Source organism: Jingyaoa shaoxingensis (assembly GCF_014385005.1).
GTDB lineage: Bacteria > Bacillota > Clostridia > Lachnospirales > Lachnospiraceae > Marvinbryantia > Marvinbryantia shaoxingensis.
In genome coordinates, this window is the sequence record NZ_JACRSZ010000021.1 from 25777 (window position 1) to 43205 (window position 17429).

Sequence of the window (17429 nt, forward strand, 5' to 3'; positions counted from 1 at the left end):
GCGTATGATACGATTATAGCATATTTTTTACAATAAAAAACAATTTTGTGACTTTTGCAACAGAATAATTTGAAAATACCTGTTATTATATTAACAAAATTAAGGAACACAAGGTTACATCTACAAAATAGAAAAAATAAATAAGAAGTGGAGGAAATGAGGATGAAGGTTACAGATACAATTAAATATGTTGGAGTAAATGATCACAATATTGACCTGTTCGAAGGACAGTATAAAGTGCCAAACGGAATGTCTTATAATTCCTATGTGATCCTGGATGAGAAAGTTGCAGTTATGGATACGGTAGATGCAGAATTTACTCACCAGTGGCTGGATAATATTCAACAGGTTCTGGAAGGACGTAAACCGGATTACCTGATTGTACAGCATATGGAACCTGACCATGCAGCAAATATTGCAAATTTCCTGAAAGTCTATCCGGATACCACGGTAGTAGCTACCGGAAAAGCCATGAACATGATTCACAACTTCTTTGAACTGGATCTGGAAGGCAAGAAGATTGAGATGGAAAATGGCGGTACATTGTCTCTTGGTTATCATCAGTTGACATTTGTATTTGCACCAATGGTACACTGGCCAGAAGTTATGGTTACGTATGACAGCACCGAAAAAGTCCTGTTTTCCGCAGATGGATTTGGAAAATTCGGTGCACTGGATGTAGAAGAACCATGGGATGACGAAGCGAGAAGATATTTTATCGGAATCGTAGGAAAATACGGCGCACAGGTACAGAAGCTTCTGAAAGTAGCCGGAACACTGGATATTCAGATGATCTGCCCACTGCATGGTCCGGTGCTTACCGAAGATCTGGGGCATTACATTGGACTCTATGATACCTGGTCATCCTACACACCGGAAGAAGATGGCGTTGTTATTGCATACACATCCGTATATGGACATACGAAGATGGCGGTCAATCTCCTTGCAGACAAACTGAAAACCAAGGGATGTCCAAAGGTTGTGGTTTATGATCTGGCGAGAGATGATATGTCTCATGCAGTCAGTGATGCATTCCGTTATTCCAAGCTGATTCTTGCAACCACCACCTATAACGCCAGTATTTATCCATTTATGAATGACTTTATTACCAGACTGGTAGAGCATAATTATCAAAATCGTACGGTAGGCCTTATTGAAAATGGTACCTGGGCACCTCTGGCTGCAAAAATTATGAAAGAAATGATGGCAGGCTGCAAGAAAATAGAATGGCTGAAGAATAACGTACACATCTGGTCTGCAGTAAAAGAAGAAAACCGCAAACAGATAGAAGCCATGACAGATGAGATTTGCAAAGAATATATTGCAAAAGACGACAGTCTCGCAAATAAAAATGACATGACAGCATTGTTCCGTATCGGATATGGACTCTATGTGGTAACATCCAATGACGGAAAGAAGGATAATGGTTTGATTGTCAATACCGTTACTCAGCTGACAGATAATCCATACCGTGTAGCGGTGAATATCAACAAAGCAAATTACTCTCATCATGTAATCCAGCAGACCGGAGTACTGAATGTAAACTGCCTGTCCGTAGATGCACCATTTTCAGTATTCCAGCAGTTTGGCTTCCAGTCAGGAAGAACCGTGGACAAATTCGCAGGACAGAAGATCAACCGCTCCGGAAATGGTCTGATATTCCTGGACAAATACATCAATGCATTTATGTCTTTGAAAGTAGAGCAGTACGTAGATCTGGGCACTCACGGAATGTTCATCTGCAGTGTGACTGAAGCCCGCGTCATGAGTGATCAGGACACCATGACCTACACTTACTATCAGCAGAATGTAAAACCAAAGCCAGAAACGGAAGGCAAAAAAGGATTCGTATGCAAGGTATGCGGATACATCTATGAAGGAGATGAACTTCCGGAAGATATCATCTGCCCACTGTGCAAACACGGAGCAGTAGACTTTGAACCGATACAGTAAAATCAGATGAACTATAGTGGAGCTGTTGCAGTTTAGCAGCAGCTCTGTTGTCGTTATTGAAAATATTCAAAATCCAAATAAAAATACAGATTTTCTATCCGACATTATTGACGTATAAAAAACTTCATGGTATTTTATCTTTGCAAAAAAATATTTAAAGGCAAACTTGCTGAAAAGCAGGGACGCAAAGCCAGATGGGGCTAAAGTCAAAAAGTTTGACCATGTCAGCCGGTTGCTGCCATTTCCATATATGGAGAAGGTATGAGAACGGAAGAGATTCCGATAATTTTTATACGATATGGATATGTGGTTATAAAGCGATACAGTAAGGACACTGGCTGAATTTGGGCAGGTGTCCTTTTTGTATGCAAAAATGGGTAACAAAACTAGCAGAGACAGGTTTTTTGTATACAGATAAAAGCAGGATGAAGAAGGCATAAGACGGAGAGAGGATTTTTATAAAATGAAAAATTATGAAGACAAAATATATTCCTTAGGTGAGACTGTAACGGGGCAGACACAGGCCATGTCACAGGCCATACAGAAAACACTGGAAAATAATGGCGGGGTAGGTATAATGACAGGATCTTATGACCAAAACCTGTCTATTTTGTCTGTGAGTAATCTACTGTTGCATAGTACAGGACATACATTCGATACTTTCATGGAACAGACAAAAGGCTCATTGAGAAACTTCTTTTATGACGAGGAAGATATACTGGACCGGGACCGTTTTTTGCAGCTTCACGGAACAGGGGAAGCACAGATCCTTGCAGCAGACGGTACAGTGAATAATGTACGGCTTTGTAAAGAGGATGCGACAGATGAGGCGGGCAGACAGATCTGGGTTATGTCCGTACAGGTCAACTGGGATCATGTAAATTTGGCACTGCTCAATGAGGCTATCTATTCCGGCTTCTGGTATTTTGACTGTGACGAAAACAGTGAGATTGTGAATGCAAACTGGAGTCATGAATTCCGAAAAATGCTCGGCTATCATGACACTCTGGACTTTCCGAATAAACTGGAATCCTGGTCAGATCTTCTGCATCCACAGGATAAAGAAAGAGTAATGGTGCAGCTTCAGGCGGCAATTAAGGATAAGACGAACCAGATAAAATACCAGGTAGAGTATCGTATGAGAATGAAGGATAATCAATACCAGTGGTTTCGGGCATCGGCAGAAGTAATACGCCGTCTGGATGGTTCTGCCAGCAGGATTGCCGGGATTTTTATTAACATTGATGCGGAGAAAAAAGAAATCATGCAGGCACAAAAATCTGCTGCTTTCCACCGGGCTTTTACGAAAGCAGATTTGTGCGAGTATTATGTGAATCTGGAAGCGAATACTTTTGATACCTTTAAGGTTGAACCGTCCCTGATGACCGTCTTTGAACAGAGTTATACGTGGGATGAATTGATTCGGCATTTTGTGGATTCCTATGTTGTGGAGACAGATAAGAAGGCGGTATCCTCTTTTTACGACCGTGGTTATATTGCGGAAAAGCTGAAAGGTCTGGAAACCGAATTGGCTTTAGAGTGCCGCATCACTCTGAATGGAGAAGAACGATGGGTTCGTAATGTGATCATACGCGGCGAGATAGAGGATTCAGAATATGCCATGATTTTCCTGCGGGATATCACGGAGGCTAAGGTAGAGAGCGCACGGCATCTGCAGATGGCAGCGGACAATGCTTCCATGGAGCAGCTAATCCAGAGCATTGTGCGTCTGGTTGACCGTTTTGTTGTCTGTGATCTGGAAAATGACAGATATGAATTCTACAACCTGAATGGCCAGATGATATATAAACCTCTGGGATTTTATCATGATTTTCAGATGCAGGTTCTTGAACAGTATAAGACACTGGAACCATTGGAAGCTATCAATATCCTGATAGCACCGGAAAATATCCGGAAAAAACTGAAAAATGAAAATGATATTTATAAATTTGAGTACTGCAGTCTGGATGAAAAGACTTATAAAATCGCTTCTTATATTCCACTGGAATGGGAGAATGGAAAGCTGGTAAAGGTATTGCTGGCATCTATGGATGTGACGCAGGAGAAGAAAGCAGAGATTGAATCCCGTCAGGCACTGAAAGAGGCTTATCGGTCAGCAGAAAATGCAAATCGTGCGAAGACAGAATTCCTTTCCAATATGTCCCATGATATTCGGACACCGATGAATGCCATTGTGGGTTTGACGGCAATCGCAGGAGCAAATATTGAGAGTCAGGACAGAGTTATTGAATGTCTCAGCAAGATTACAGAATCAAGCCGTCACCTGCTGGGGCTGATCAATGAGGTGCTGGATATGGCACGTATTGAGAGTGGCAAAATGACGCTGGCACAGGAAGATTTTAACTTGTCAGAGCTGGTGGATAATCTTATTACACTTACGAAACAGGGAATTGATGAACATAAACATAATTTTGATATACGTATTAATCACATTGAACATGAGGATGTCTGTGGTGACAGCCTGAGGATCCAGCAGGTGTTTGTGAATCTGATGAGTAATGCAATCAAGTATACACCGGATGGTGGGAATATTACTTTTTCCATAGAGGAAAAGCCAAACGGATTTTCGGAACTTGGATGCTATGAATTTACGATTGAGGATAATGGGATCGGTATGTCACCGGAATTCCAGAAAATCATGTTTGATCCTTTCAGCCGCGCAGATGACCATCGGACAACCGGAGTCCAGGGAACAGGTCTGGGAATGGCAATCAGCAGAAATATTGTGAACCTGATGAATGGTAATATTAAAGTGGAAAGCACCTTACATAAGGGAACTAAAATTACAGTAACAATTTATCTGGAACTTCAGGAAAAAGAAAAAGAACAGGACAGAAATCTGATGAATCTACCTGTTCTGGTTGTGGATGATGATAAGACATGTTGTGAAAGTACAGTTGCCACATTGAAGGAGATTGGGATTACAGGCGAATGGGTCCTCTCCGGCAGAGAAGCCGTTGAGCGCTGTTATGCACGTCATGAGCTAAAAAATGATTACTTTGCTGTTATTTTAGATTGGAAAATGCCGGATATGGACGGAATTGAAACAGCCAGACAGATCCGGAAACGGATAGGGAAAGAGATTACCATTATTGTACTGACATCTTATGAATTCAGCGAGATCGAAGAAGAGGCAAAGGCTGCGGGCGTAGATGCTTTTATTGCAAAACCGCTGTTCCGTTCCCGTTTGACGGCTACATTGCGGCAGTTTACTTCTGGCAGAAAAGAAAAAACAGCAAGAAATTATCTGGATGAGCTGTCTGAAGCAGATTACACAGAAAAAAGAATTCTGCTGGTCGAGGATAATGAGTTAAACAGAGAAATTGCTGTTGAAATTCTGCAGATGACAGGGGCGGAAGTGGAAACGGCAGAAAATGGAAAAATTGCAGTTGAAAAAGTGGAGTCTTCTTCGGAAGGCTTGTATGACCTTATTTTTATGGATATCCAAATGCCTGTCATGAATGGGTATGAGGCAACCGCAGCAATCAGGAGCCTTCCGGGTGAACAGGGAAAACTGCCGATTGTTGCCATGACTGCCAATGCTTTTGCAGAAGATGTACAGCTGGCCAAAAATACAGGTATGAATGGGCATATCGCAAAACCGCTTGATATGAATAAGCTGAAAGATATTCTGGAAAGCTGGCTGTAATTGTCTAGGAAAAATTTAAGCATTGTTGAAAGAATTCTTTTGCTATATGATTTCGTAAGTGATATACTTAAACATAAGGAAAACCGTGTGAAATTACAGTATGCTTTTTGCACGGTTTCTTTTATACATGGCGGTTAGTTAAAACTAATAACAGAACGATGTGAAAGTACTTTTGACTATACAGAAAGGAATACATAATGCTAATGAATGTTTTTGAAGGTATATTGATTCCATTTGTTGGAACAACGCTAGGTGCAGCATGCGTGTTTTTTATGAGAAAAACACTTAGCAAGTTACTGCAACGTGCACTTGCTTTATCACTTGGAATTGCTATCCAGAATTTTCCAGAAGGAGCGATTATATCCATGCCGCTTAGGGCAGAGGGTGAAAGTAAGAGAAAGGCATTTCTAGGAGGTGTACTTTCAGGAGTTGTTGAACCGATTGGAGCAGTAATGACGATTCTTGTCGCACAGCTGGTAATCCCGGCATTACCATATTTACTCAGCTTTGCAGCAGGAGCTATGTTATATGTCGTGGTTGAAGAACTAATTCCGGAAATGTCTCAGGGACAGCACTCGAATATCGGTACGCTTTTCTTTGCACTTGGATTTAGTTTGATGATGATCTTGGATGTGGCACTGGGGTAAGAGGAGAGGAATGATTCTTATGAGAATATTGATTTATGGTGCTGGTGTGATTGGATCCTTGTATGCGGCTTTATTTGCAGAAGCCGGTTATGATACAAATATTTATGCCAGAGGTAAAAGACTTGAGGCTTTAAGAAATAATGGATTGCAATATAAGAAAAATCAGGAAATAAATCCGAAAGAACTAAGCAGTTTTATGCTTATATGAAAAAAATGAAGAAATGCGGATGCAAGGCGAAAAAGGTACAGTGATTGGAGAAAAAGCATGAAAAATGAAGAATATAAAAAATTGTCAATTAAAGAATTTACAAAAGCAGCAGGAAGATATGAAAGTAACCATGCTGGCATTTACGAAATGTGCAAGAAAGATTATCCGGATATTCTGGAAGAATTAGATAAGGAGCCATTTAGAGATTTATTAGATGCAGGCTGCGGACCTGCACCAATGATTTCTTTATTAGCAGAAAAATATCCAGACCGGCATTATACAGGACTGGATCTGACTCCGGCAATGATTGAACAGGCAAAAAAGAAAAATATTTCAAATGCAACATTTGTTGTAGGAGACTGTGAGAACTTTCCTTTTGAAAATGATTCATTTGATGCAATTATTTGTTCTATGAGTTTCCATCATTATCCGAATCCACAGGCATTTTTTGACAGTGTGAAGAGATGTCTTCGCCCAAATGGAAGGTTGGTTCTTAGAGATGTGACCAGTGACAACAAAGTATTGGTATGGCTAATGAATACATTGGAAATGCCGTTGGCAAATATATGCGGACATGGAGATGTCCAGGTGCCAACAAGAGATGTGGTCATAAAATGTTGCAAAAAAGCAGGATTAAAAGTAGAAAAATTTGAAATTCGTAAAGGTATGCGAATGCATTGTGTTGTGAGAAAACCTATGGGAAAGGCGATAGGAAATGAAAGATAAGTATCTTAGGGAAACACGAATGGTTGATTTTTCTAATCCGGCAATTCAAAAACTTATTCAAAATATGAAATGGAAGGAAATGGGTGAATTTGAAAGGATTAAGGCAATCTACAACTATGTAAGAGATGATGTTTTATTTGGATATAATATTGATGACGGAATTTCAGCTTCAAAAGTACTTGCAGATGGTTATGGACAATGTAATACAAAAGGAACTTTATTTATGGCACTTTTACGTGCCTGCAATATTCCATGCAGAGTACATGGTTTTACGATTGATAAAAGATTGCAGAAAGGGGCTATGACAGGGTTTGTTTACCGTAATGCTCCAAAAAGTATTTTCCATAGCTGGGTAGAAATTAATTTCGAAAATCAGTGGTACGAACTGGAAGCTTTCATTTTGGATAAAACCTACATAAAGAAGTTACAGGAACAAAATTCGGAATGTACAGGTGCATTTTGCGGTTATGGAGTAGCAGTCAAGGATTTCAGAAATCTCATTATTGAGTTTGATAGGAACAATACTTATATTCAGAGCGAGGGAATCAATCAGGATTTTGGTGTTTATGATTGTCCAGATGAACTGTTGAAGGAACATCATCAAGAAATTTCAGCCTTTAAAGCATTTGCTTATAGACATATTGGAAGACACCTCATGAATCGTAATGTCAGGAAGATTAGAGAACGATAGTTTTAAGCTTTTAGAATTAAAATTAAATTTGGAGGGTAATATGGCAGACAAAATACAAAATGCTTATGAAACATCAAAAAATATATATGACGATGTTCTTACGCAAAGAAATATTTTCAGCAAACTGTATATTAAGTTATTTTGGAGTGGCACTGATGATAATGATATAGCACGAAAAGTTTTATCATATGTTCCTGATGACTTTTCAGGAAATCTTCTTGATGTTCCGGTTGGAACTGCTGTATTTACGGAAAACAAATGGAGTTCTCTGAAAAATGCACATATTACTTGTATTGATTACAGCATGGATATGCTTGAACAAGCCAGAAAAAGACTTGGTAGTCATGCACATATCAAATGTATTCAGGGTGATGTGGGAAATCTGCAAATGGAGAATGAATCTGTTGATACTGTTGTCAGTATGAATGGTTTTCATGCATTTCCTGACAAGCAAAAAGCATTTCATGAAATATGGCGTGTTTTGAAACCAGGCGGCAATTTCATTGCCTGCTTTTATATCAGGGGAAAATCGAAACGGACAGACTGGCTGGTAAAAAATATTCTTGCAAAGAAAGGGTGGTTTTCTCCACCATTTCAGACGGAGAAAGAGCTGAGAGATATCCTTCAAAAACTATATAAAGAAACGGATATCCATGTTGACGGTTCTATGGTATATTTCCGTTGTGTGAAGTAATGCAATGATGCTGGATTTATAATAAAGTTTCAGATAATAAGTCTGGAACTTTATTTTTGTCTAAATGGATTATTGCTGTCCGTTCAGGTCTGGATAATGCTCGATTCTCATGTTAAGATAATAGAAAAGGTTAGATAAAACTAACACAAAGGAATACCACTATGTGAAAGGAGAAGAAATTTGAATATAAATGAAATTGCAAGACTTGGAAGTAATGTGAAGCCTGTGATTCAGAATGAGAATTGCTCTGTTCTTATGTTAAATGATGCGACAGGAGAGGGCGTTATGACGGTTTACCGAGTAATGCCAGGTGTGATGATTTGTTTTTCAGACATGCACATGGAACAGTGCGCATCTGAATTTGAATTGAAGAATGACAGAAAAATATTCTGTATTGACCACTGCCGGGAGGGAAGAATTGAGATGGAGGTAAAGCCAGGTGTGTTCAGTATTATGCAGGAAAATGAACTCCGTTTGGATAACAGAGAAAATCATAAGGGGACGACTTATTATCCGTTGAAGCATTATCATGGAGTCAGTATTTTCATGGAAGTTGCGGAAGTTCAGAAGGCACTTGATGAAATGTTTCATGGATTTTCCGTATCTATTGAGGAGCTTCGAAGCCGTTATTGTTCAGAAGAGAAACCTTATGTAATTCGTGGAGATAAGGAACTTGGGTCAATTCTTTCCGGATTTTACCAGAAAAACATGGCACATCCGGAACTTGCAAAAGCAAAAGAATATTATCAGATAAAAGTCGTGGAATTATTGTTGTACTTAAACACGATGACCGTAGAAGACAGGAAAGAAGTCAGACCATATTATTACAAAACTCAGATGGAAAAAATCAAAGGGATTCATGCGCAGATCACAGGGAATCCTCAGACACGGTTTACCATCGAAGAACTTTCCTCTATGTATGAGATTCCACTGACAACTATGAAAAAATGCTTCAAAGATGTTTATGGAGATTCTATTTATTCTTATCAGAAAAGGTATCGCATGAATCTGGCTGCAAATATGCTGTTACAGGATAAAGAGAAAGAAGTACAGGAGATCGCCGCAAGTGTAGGATATGAAAATCCGGGGAAATTTTCATCTGCATTTCGAAGTGTGATGGGTCTGTCTCCGGCAGAGTACCGATTCAGAAAGGAAACCTTTGATGGAAAATAAAAAAGTATCAGAAAAAAAAGACAGCTGGCTGAAAGTGTTACTGAGCTATACCGAAGGAAGCGGGCAAAGGCTTGGAATATCCGTTATTTTATCTGTTATCAGTATTATCAGTGGACTTATGCCATATTATTGCATTTACCGTGGAATTGATTTGTATATAAGAAATTTGAATCAGGCTCCTATGCAGGAAATTTTAAGATGGTGTCTGTATGCCTTACTCTTTTATATTATAAAAATCGTAAGCTTTTCCGCATCCACATGGATATCCCATATAGCAGCCTATCACATATTGGAGGGTTTAAGGCTCCGCCTGACAGACCGGTTTCTGAAAGCACCATTAGGAGATGTGGAAGGGCACAGTATTGGTGAAATCAAGAGCATTATGGTAGAAAAAATCGAAAATATGGAACCACCCATTGCTCATATGATTCCGGAAGGAAGCGGACATATCCTGCTTCCGGTAATCAGCTTTATCGCTTTGCTTACGCTGGACTGGAGAATTGCACTGGCTTCTCTTGTAACCGTTCCATTGTCTTTGGTATTTATGACACTTACCGTGATTATCAGCGGAAAAAGTTTCACTCAGTACGACGAATCCAATGCACATATGAACAGTACTATTGTGGAATACATAGAGGGCATAGAGGTTATTAAGGCATTTGGCAGGGCAGGAACCTCTTATGAGAAATATGCAAAAGCAATTCTGGATTATAAGAAATTCGTTGTGAAATGGCTGTCTTCCACCTGGATCACCATGAAAATGACATTCGCCCTGTTTCCATCGACACTGCTTGGAACTTTGCCTGTGGGACTGTATCTGACGATGCATGGTCAGTTGACCATATCACAGCTTGTGCTGGCAGTCATGCTGTCCATGTCCATGGTGACATCTTTTGCAAAAATAGAGGTATTCTCTGAAAATCTTCGTGAAATGCAATATAACATCGAAAGCATACAGGATTTCCTTACGATGAAAGAATTGCCGGAGCCTTCTGTATATGCAAATATCAACAGCTATGATGTGAAACTGGAAAATGTGCATTTCTCTTATACCGGTGAGGAAAAGGACGAAGTGCTGCATGGAATTGACCTGACGATGCCGGCAGGAAGTTTTACTGCATTGGTCGGACCGAGCGGGGGAGGTAAATCTACAGTAGCAAGGTTGATTTCAAGATTCTGGGATGTGACATCCGGCGGCATTACCATAGGCGGTGTAAATATTAGGGAAATGCCATTGTCACAGCTTTCAGAAATGATTAGTTTTGTGACACAGGATAATTTCCTGTTCCGGTGTTCTATCATGGAAAATATACGTCTCGGCAATCCGGCTGCATCGGATGAAGAGGTACGGGAAGCAGCAAGAAAGGCATGCTGCCAGGAGTTTATAGAGAAGCTGCCGCAGGGCTATGATACCCCTGCAGGGGAAGCAGGAAAACGGTTATCCGGTGGAGAAAAGCAGAGGATTGCCATTGCCAGAATGATATTAAAAAATGCACCGATCATCATTCTTGACGAAGCAACTGCATTTACGGATCCGGAAAATGAGAACAAGATCCAGAAGAGTATAGAAGAACTGACAAAAGGCAAGACATTGCTGGTCATTGCACACAGACTTTCCACAATCACAGATGCAGACAAAATCGTTGTTTTGAAAAATGGCTGTATAGAAGGGGCGGGAACCCAGGAAGAGCTGCTTCAGAATTGTCAGCTTTATCAGCGAATATGGCAGGCTCATGTGGGAGCAAGACACTGGGCAGTGGGAAGTCAGAAAGAAGGTGAAGACTCATGTTTAGCACTGTAAAAAGAATCATTGACTGGTGTGGCAGTTTTAAAAAGAATCTGTATATCGGTTTTGTTTTTTCCTTTTTTTCAGGCTGGTTTGCGGCAATGCCGGTCATATGGGCGGCATATACGATCGGAAAGTTTGTAGAATGCGAGGGGCAGGGAAAAACTATTTCAGCGAATTGGATTGGGAAAAGTATCGTAATTCAGCTGCTTTTCATCTTTCTGCGTTTTCTGTTTGATTATTTAAGGGCAAGATTTCAGGAGTCGATCAGTTATGAATTGATTGCCAGAGACAGACTGGCAGTGGGAGATGCGCTGAAGCGTGTATCTTTAGGATATTTTCAGAACATGAATACAGGTACGATTCTTAATTCCATCACGACAGGCCTTCATACACTGGAAGGAATGGGAATCCGTATGATTGATAACTTTGTAGGAGGTTATCTGAATTTTATCTGCATCCTTTTGTGGCTCACCTGTGTGAACTGGAGAGTAGGGCTGATTGCAGTAACGGGTGCCGCTGTTTCCCTGATATTCCTGTTCATCATTTCAAAATACAGTACAAGAAATGCACCAATCCTTGCTGCGGCAAACAAGGAGCTGACCGGAGCAACCCTGGAATACGCGAGAGGACTTTCTGTAGTGAAATCCTTTGGAAAAGCAGGAGCTTCTATGGAGTCAATGAAAAAAGCATGCAGGGACAGCCGTGACATTAATCTGAAAATAGAATGGGGATATATTCCTTATAATGCACTGCATTTGTTGGCGTTAAAAACAGCAAGTGTGTGTATCGTAATCGCTGCGTTTTATCTGGGATTTTCTGGACAGTTGGATTTTACTTATATGATGTTTGTGATTCTGCTGTCATTCCATGTGTTTGGTTCTTTGGAGCCGATTGCAGACTGTGCTCATGTACTGGCTGTCATTGATGACGCCCTGGAGCATTTGGATGCGTTGACCCAAGAGTCCTTCATTGATGCAGATGGACAGCAGATAGAGATTGCACACTATGATATCGAATTTCAGAATGTAGATTTTTCTTACGGGGAAGGGAAGGAAAGAAGACAGGTGCTCCATAATGTGAATCTGAAAATTCCGGAACATACAGTGACTGCAATCGTGGGCCCTTCCGGAAGCGGAAAATCTACGATCTGCAATTTGATTGCCCGGTTTTATGATGCAGACAGTGGAAGTGTTCGTGTGGGAGGACATGATGTGAAAGAATTTACCTGTGACAGTCTGTTATCCAACATTTCCATGGTATTTCAGAATGTATATTTGTTTCATGATACAGTGAGGAATAATATTTGCTTTGGAAAACCGGATGCAACAGAAGCGGAAATGGTAGAAGCGGCAAAGAAAGCATGCTGCCATGATTTTATTATGGCATTACCGGAAGGCTACGATACTGTCATCGGTGAAGGGGGTGGGAGCCTGTCCGGTGGAGAAAAACAGCGCATTTCCATCGCAAGAGCGATTCTAAAAGATGCACCGATTATTATACTTGACGAAGCGACAGCCAGTGTAGATCCGGAAAATGAACATTTGATCCAGGCAGCTATATCGGAACTTACAAAAGGAAAAACCATAGTGACAATCGCACACAGACTGGCAACAATTGAGCAGGCAGATCAGATTCTGGTGGTGGATGATGGGCAGATTATTCAGAGGGGAACCCACAAAGAGCTTGTGGCTGTTCTTGGAAAATATAAGGATTTTGTAGATATCAGAAGTCAGTCGGAAGGCTGGAAAATCGGCTAAGGAGGAACGAAAGACATGGAAGAATCAAGAAAACTATCAGGAAAGGATCTTATTACAATAGGAATCTTCTCTGCAATTTATTTTGTGCTCAATCTAGCAGCTATGTTTACTGGATTTGTGCCAGTGTTGTGGCTGCTGTTACCGGGCGTGACAGGAATTGTGACCGGAATCCCATTCCTGCTTATGACAGCTAAAGTGAGAAAACCAGGGGCAGTATTTATTATGGGAACAATTACTGCATTGCTTTATTTCGTGACTGGTCAGTTTACAGTATTGTTACTGATTACATTTGCTATTGCATGTATATTGTCGGAACTGTACAGGTCTGTGACAAAGTATGATAACAGTTTTACACATATGATGATATCGTTTGTGTTTTTCTGTTATGGAATGCTTGGCTCTCCACTGGCAATATGGGTGTATAAAGACAGTTTTTTGGCGCAGATTCAGCAAAATGGAATGTCTGCAGAATATGTCCGGTCTTTATCGGGATTGATTTCTACGCCAATGCTGATTATACTTTGTATCTCTCCAGTCATAGGAGGCGTGATTGGAGCGTTGATTGCTAAAGGTTTATTCCGTAAGCATTTTAAGAAAGCAGGGATTGTCTGATGAATAAGATAACAGTCATCAATCATCTTGATCCAAGAGCTGGGCTGTGGCTGCTTTTAATGGCAAATATTGGTATGTTCTGTCAGAAAAATTCTGAGCAGGGGAGTATGCTTTCAGGCATATTTCTCCTGCTTATGCTGGTGCATGGACTATATAAGGCGGCAGGTAAAGGTATCGTTTTACTTGTTTCTTTCCACCTTTTACTAATGTATGTATTTCCGCAGTGCCCCGCATGGATGAATATGGTGTTTCCAGTTTTAATTAATTATTCATTACGTATGCTACCATGTGTTCTGGCAGGTTTGCTGCTGCTTCGAACATCGTCCATGCAGAAAATGATCGCTGCCATGTATACACTGCATCTACCACAAGGTTTTATCATAGCAATGTCCACGACACTTCGATATTTTCCAGCTTTGAAAGAGGAGTTCGTACATATAAATGCTGCTATGAAACTTCAGAATATCTCATGGGCATCCCGCTTGGAGTGTACGGTAGTTCCATTGATCGTGTCTGCAGTCAATACATCGGATGAAATAGCAGCGGCGGCAGTGGCAAGAGGAATCGAGAACCCAGGAAAAAAGACCAGTGAAATAACACTTCACATGGGAATTTCAGACTGGTTGATAATGATTTTGGTAACAGTTGGAATTCTTATAGTGGTGATAGCAGGATAAAGAGAATGATAAAGTTTGAAAATGTAAATGTAACAATACAAGGGAAAAGAATTCTGTCAGACGTGAATCTGGAGATACAGGATGGAGAGTTCGTATTGATATGTGGGGAAAGTGGATGTGGAAAAACCACAATGACAAAATTGATTAATGGATTGATTCCACATTTTGTGAGGGATGTCAGCGTAGATGGAACGATTACGGTTTGCGGGAAAAATGTTGCAGAGATACCTATGTATGAAATTGCAGAGCTTGTAGGGTCTGTTTTTCAGAATCCAAGAACCCAGTTTTTTTATACGAATTCTAATGCTGAGATGGCATTTGGCCTGGAAAACAGAGGCGTGGAACCGGAATATATACGAAAAAGAATTAAGAATACAATAAATGAATTAGATATAGAGAAGCTGGAAGACCGGGATGTATTTTCCATGTCAGGTGGTGAGAAACAGCTTCTTGCGTTTGCATCAGTATATGCCATGAATCCGCAGATTTATGTGCTTGATGAGCCGTCGGCAAATCTTGATATGGCAGGAATCAAACGGTTGAGTGAAAGACTGAGGGTAATTAAGGGAAAAGGGCATGCGGTAGTTGTGGCGGAGCACAGACTTTCCTGGGTTCAGCAATTTGCAGACCGAATTCTTTATATGAAAGAAGGACATATAGAACGGGAATTTACACCATCGGAGTTCAGGACTTTGTCAGATTCAGAGCGGGAACAGTTGGGATTAAGGAGTATAGTGCCGGAACAGATACAGATTCCGGAAATTTCCGGTGACTTGGAAAATGCAGAGCTTAAGGTGTGCAATCTTTCCTTTAAGAGAAAGAAACAGATGATTTTTCAGAATATTAGTTTATCTGCAAGAGCGGGAGACATCATCGGTATCACAGGGAAAAACGGTGCCGGAAAATCTACTTTTTGCAATTGCTTGTGCGGTCTGCTTAAGCCCAAAGGCGGCGAAATTCTGTATCAAGGGAAAAAGCTGTCGGAAAAGGCCCGGACCAAACTGTTCGGGATGGTCATGCAGGAAGTCAATCATCAGTTGTTTTCAGACAGTGTAAAAAATGAATGTCTGCTTGCAAATGAAGAAGCCTCTGAACAAGAAATCAGGGAATTACTTGAAAAATTCGACTTGGAAGAGTATGCAGAATATCATCCGATGATATTATCGGGTGGCCAAAGACAGCGGCTTGCTATTTGCCAGGCAGTTATGGGAAGAAAAAAGCTGCTCATTTTCGATGAACCTACCAGTGGGTTGGATTTTAGGCATATGTGTCAGGTGGAAAAATTGATGAAACAATTGTCAGAAGAAAAATATATTATCATAGTTGTAACACATGACTATGAATTTTTGAATCGAACCTGTAAGGGGTATGTTAGGATAAATAGTTAATTTTTAGGCTTCCCTGTCGTTAAGGTATTCTGCAAGGCTGTAATACAGCTCTCCCTCTCTTCCGCGAGTCTGTTTTGCAGCCGTCATGGAATTCAAGATCGCTTCCTGCTCGGCTTCTGCTGCAGCGAGAAAAGCCCGGTTGATCACATACTCCGGAATTGCTGATAGCTGAAGCAGTTCCTCCTCGCAACCGGACGGAATCCGGTTTGCTGTTGTAAAGCCGATCATGACTTCTCCGCTTCCGTGTCCTGTATAGCCACCGGTTCGTGCAATGCCAACTCCTGTTCTTCTCAGAATCCGTTTGAGCTGACGGCTTGTCAATGGGAGATCAGTAGCCAGAATGCTCATGATCGAACCTTTGTCTTCTTCAGATGCAGCCATATCATTCTTTTCCTGTTTCCATTCCAGAATTTTTGGACCAACAGCTTCTCCGTTCAGTACAAAATCCTCGGTTGCACCAAAGTTTGACTGAACCAGAACGCCAATGGTGTATTCCTTTTCACCAATACAGATCACACGGGATGCAGACCCGATGCCACCCTTCATGCCGTAGCAGATAGTACCGGCACCGGCACCCACATCCCCTTCTTCGAACTCCTCAGCAGCAGCCACAAAAGCCTGTCGCACTTCTTCTTCACCAACTGCACGTTTCTGGATCTGGTTGATCCTGCAGTCATTGCACTCACCAACGACCGGATTGATGCTCATGGGTTCCAGCCCATCGTTCTGGCACTGTTCGATCACGATATCAACAAGTGCATTCCAAACCTTTCCGACATTTAATGTATTTGTAAGGGCAATCGGTGTTTCAAGGGTTCCAAGCTCCTCTACCTGTACCAGACCGGCACTTTTTCCAAAACCATTGTGGACATAGGCTGCCGCCGTATAGTGATTTGCAAATGCATTGTCCGGACCAGGGACGATCACGGTCACACCGGTATGATTTTCTTCCGTGTTCACAGTACAGTGTCCTACCAGCACACCAGGTACATCTGTAATCGCATTTCTTTTTCCTGTTTTCACTCTTCCGGGTACAATTCCAAAGTCCCGAATCCGTTTTTTCTCCACGTTGTTTTCCCCCCTTGAACTTTGTCGGCTATTTCTAATGATTGTATCATAGTTTTTGAGAAATAAAAACAGAATGTGGGAAAAAGCGGTTTAAGAATATATTGGGGTATGATCTGTGCGCCCAGTAAAGGGCACTTCACCGAGCAGGCGAAATCCTGCACGAAAAGAGAATAACCACCTCATTCGTTAGTGAGTCTTGCATGATTCTGGGTAACTGGAATCATGAAGCGTAGACAACGAGGTAACAGGGTTGATGTTAGAATATAAATAGTACAAAATAAACATGACCATTTTCAATAAATATTATATGATAGTCATAGATCAAGAGAGGAGAATGGTTATGGCAAGAGGTACAAGGTATTCACAAGAGTTTAAG

General features: G+C 40.9%; 14 protein-coding genes and 1 riboswitch. Of the genes, 13 read left to right on the forward strand and 1 reads right to left on the reverse strand.

Annotated elements, in window-relative coordinates; genetic code table 11:
- Positions 1–162: 162 nt before the first annotated feature.
- The 13 genes from H8716_RS15345 to H8716_RS15405 all read left to right on the forward strand — a co-directional run bounded on the left by H8716_RS15345 (position 163) and on the right by H8716_RS15405 (position 15985).
- The gene (locus tag H8716_RS15345) at positions 163–1953 is read left to right on the forward strand and encodes a flavin reductase (RefSeq protein WP_249309877.1); all 1791 of its coding nucleotides are present in this window, start codon (positions 163–165) and stop codon (positions 1951–1953) included.
- Between the two features lie 149 nt (positions 1954–2102).
- Positions 2103–2193, forward strand: a riboswitch (cyclic di-GMP riboswitch).
- A 223-nt stretch (positions 2194–2416) separates the two neighbouring features.
- Positions 2417–5623 (forward strand): hybrid sensor histidine kinase/response regulator, encoded by a 3207-nt coding sequence (locus H8716_RS15350; protein WP_249309878.1) that lies wholly within the window; start codon positions 2417–2419, stop codon positions 5621–5623.
- A gap of 272 nt (positions 5624–5895) precedes the next feature.
- Complete coding sequence (locus H8716_RS15355; protein ID WP_330606657.1) at positions 5896–6270, forward strand: ZIP family metal transporter; 375 nt, start codon at positions 5896–5898, stop codon at positions 6268–6270.
- Between the two features lie 19 nt (positions 6271–6289).
- Positions 6290–6478 (forward strand): ketopantoate reductase family protein, encoded by a 189-nt coding sequence (locus H8716_RS15360; RefSeq protein WP_330606658.1) that lies wholly within the window; start codon positions 6290–6292, stop codon positions 6476–6478.
- Positions 6479–6535: 57 nt separating this feature from the next.
- Complete coding sequence (locus H8716_RS15365) at positions 6536–7204, forward strand: class I SAM-dependent methyltransferase (protein ID WP_249309880.1); 669 nt, start codon at positions 6536–6538, stop codon at positions 7202–7204.
- Complete coding sequence (locus H8716_RS15370; RefSeq protein WP_015527132.1) at positions 7194–7895, forward strand: transglutaminase-like domain-containing protein; 702 nt, start codon at positions 7194–7196, stop codon at positions 7893–7895. Before H8716_RS15365 ends, H8716_RS15370 begins: the two co-directional genes overlap by 11 nt.
- Positions 7896–7935: 40 nt before the next feature.
- The gene (locus H8716_RS15375; RefSeq protein WP_249309881.1) at positions 7936–8589 is read left to right on the forward strand and encodes a class I SAM-dependent methyltransferase; all 654 of its coding nucleotides are present in this window, start codon (positions 7936–7938) and stop codon (positions 8587–8589) included.
- Positions 8590–8769: 180 nt separating this feature from the next.
- On the forward strand, positions 8770–9762 hold the full coding sequence (locus H8716_RS15380; protein WP_118050721.1) for a helix-turn-helix domain-containing protein: 993 nt from the start codon (positions 8770–8772) through the stop codon (positions 9760–9762).
- Positions 9752–11563: an ABC transporter ATP-binding protein gene (locus H8716_RS15385; protein WP_249309882.1), complete on the forward strand. Its 1812-nt coding sequence runs from the start codon at positions 9752–9754 to the stop codon at positions 11561–11563. Before H8716_RS15380 ends, H8716_RS15385 begins: the two co-directional genes overlap by 11 nt.
- Positions 11548–13308 carry an ABC transporter ATP-binding protein gene (locus H8716_RS15390; RefSeq protein ID WP_249309883.1) on the forward strand — a complete coding sequence of 587 codons (1761 nt, stop codon included), beginning with the start codon at positions 11548–11550 and terminating at the stop codon, positions 13306–13308. The genes H8716_RS15385 and H8716_RS15390 overlap by 16 nt, the downstream gene beginning before the upstream one ends.
- 15 nt (positions 13309–13323) lie before the next feature.
- Positions 13324–13920, forward strand: coding sequence for an MptD family putative ECF transporter S component (locus H8716_RS15395; protein WP_249309884.1), 597 nt, complete (start codon positions 13324–13326; stop codon positions 13918–13920).
- Positions 13920–14597 (forward strand): energy-coupling factor transporter transmembrane component T, encoded by a 678-nt coding sequence (locus H8716_RS15400; protein ID WP_249309885.1) that lies wholly within the window; start codon positions 13920–13922, stop codon positions 14595–14597. Before H8716_RS15395 ends, H8716_RS15400 begins: the two co-directional genes overlap by 1 nt.
- A gap of 5 nt (positions 14598–14602) precedes the next feature.
- A complete protein-coding gene (locus H8716_RS15405; protein ID WP_249309886.1) occupies positions 14603–15985 on the forward strand; it encodes an ABC transporter ATP-binding protein in 1383 nt (460 codons plus the stop codon).
- A 3-nt stretch (positions 15986–15988) separates the two neighbouring features.
- Here H8716_RS15405 and H8716_RS15410 read toward each other — a convergent pair whose 3' ends face one another.
- Positions 15989–17053, reverse strand: a complete 1065-nt coding sequence (locus H8716_RS15410; protein ID WP_249309887.1) for a P1 family peptidase — start codon at positions 17051–17053, stop codon at positions 15989–15991.
- Positions 17054–17429: the final 376 nt, after the last annotated feature.

Excerpts from the sequence above, each read along its gene's own strand:
- H8716_RS15345 (WP_249309877.1), top strand. The coding sequence starts at position 163 with ATGAAGGTTACAGATACAATTAAATATGTTGGAGTAAATGATCACAAT.
- H8716_RS15350 (WP_249309878.1), top strand. The coding sequence starts at position 2,417 with ATGAAAAATTATGAAGACAAAATATATTCCTTAGGTGAGACTGTAACG.
- H8716_RS15355 (WP_330606657.1), top strand. The coding sequence starts at position 5,896 with ATGAGAAAAACACTTAGCAAGTTACTGCAACGTGCACTTGCTTTATCA.
- H8716_RS15360 (WP_330606658.1), top strand. The coding sequence starts at position 6,290 with ATGAGAATATTGATTTATGGTGCTGGTGTGATTGGATCCTTGTATGCG.
- H8716_RS15365 (WP_249309880.1), top strand. The coding sequence starts at position 6,536 with ATGAAAAATGAAGAATATAAAAAATTGTCAATTAAAGAATTTACAAAA.
- H8716_RS15370 (WP_015527132.1), top strand. The coding sequence starts at position 7,194 with ATGAAAGATAAGTATCTTAGGGAAACACGAATGGTTGATTTTTCTAAT.
- H8716_RS15375 (WP_249309881.1), top strand. The coding sequence starts at position 7,936 with ATGGCAGACAAAATACAAAATGCTTATGAAACATCAAAAAATATATAT.
- H8716_RS15385 (WP_249309882.1), top strand. The coding sequence starts at position 9,752 with ATGGAAAATAAAAAAGTATCAGAAAAAAAAGACAGCTGGCTGAAAGTG.
- H8716_RS15390 (WP_249309883.1), top strand. The coding sequence starts at position 11,548 with ATGTTTAGCACTGTAAAAAGAATCATTGACTGGTGTGGCAGTTTTAAA.
- H8716_RS15395 (WP_249309884.1), top strand. The coding sequence starts at position 13,324 with ATGGAAGAATCAAGAAAACTATCAGGAAAGGATCTTATTACAATAGGA.
- H8716_RS15400 (WP_249309885.1), top strand. The coding sequence starts at position 13,920 with ATGAATAAGATAACAGTCATCAATCATCTTGATCCAAGAGCTGGGCTG.
- H8716_RS15405 (WP_249309886.1), top strand. The coding sequence starts at position 14,603 with ATGATAAAGTTTGAAAATGTAAATGTAACAATACAAGGGAAAAGAATT.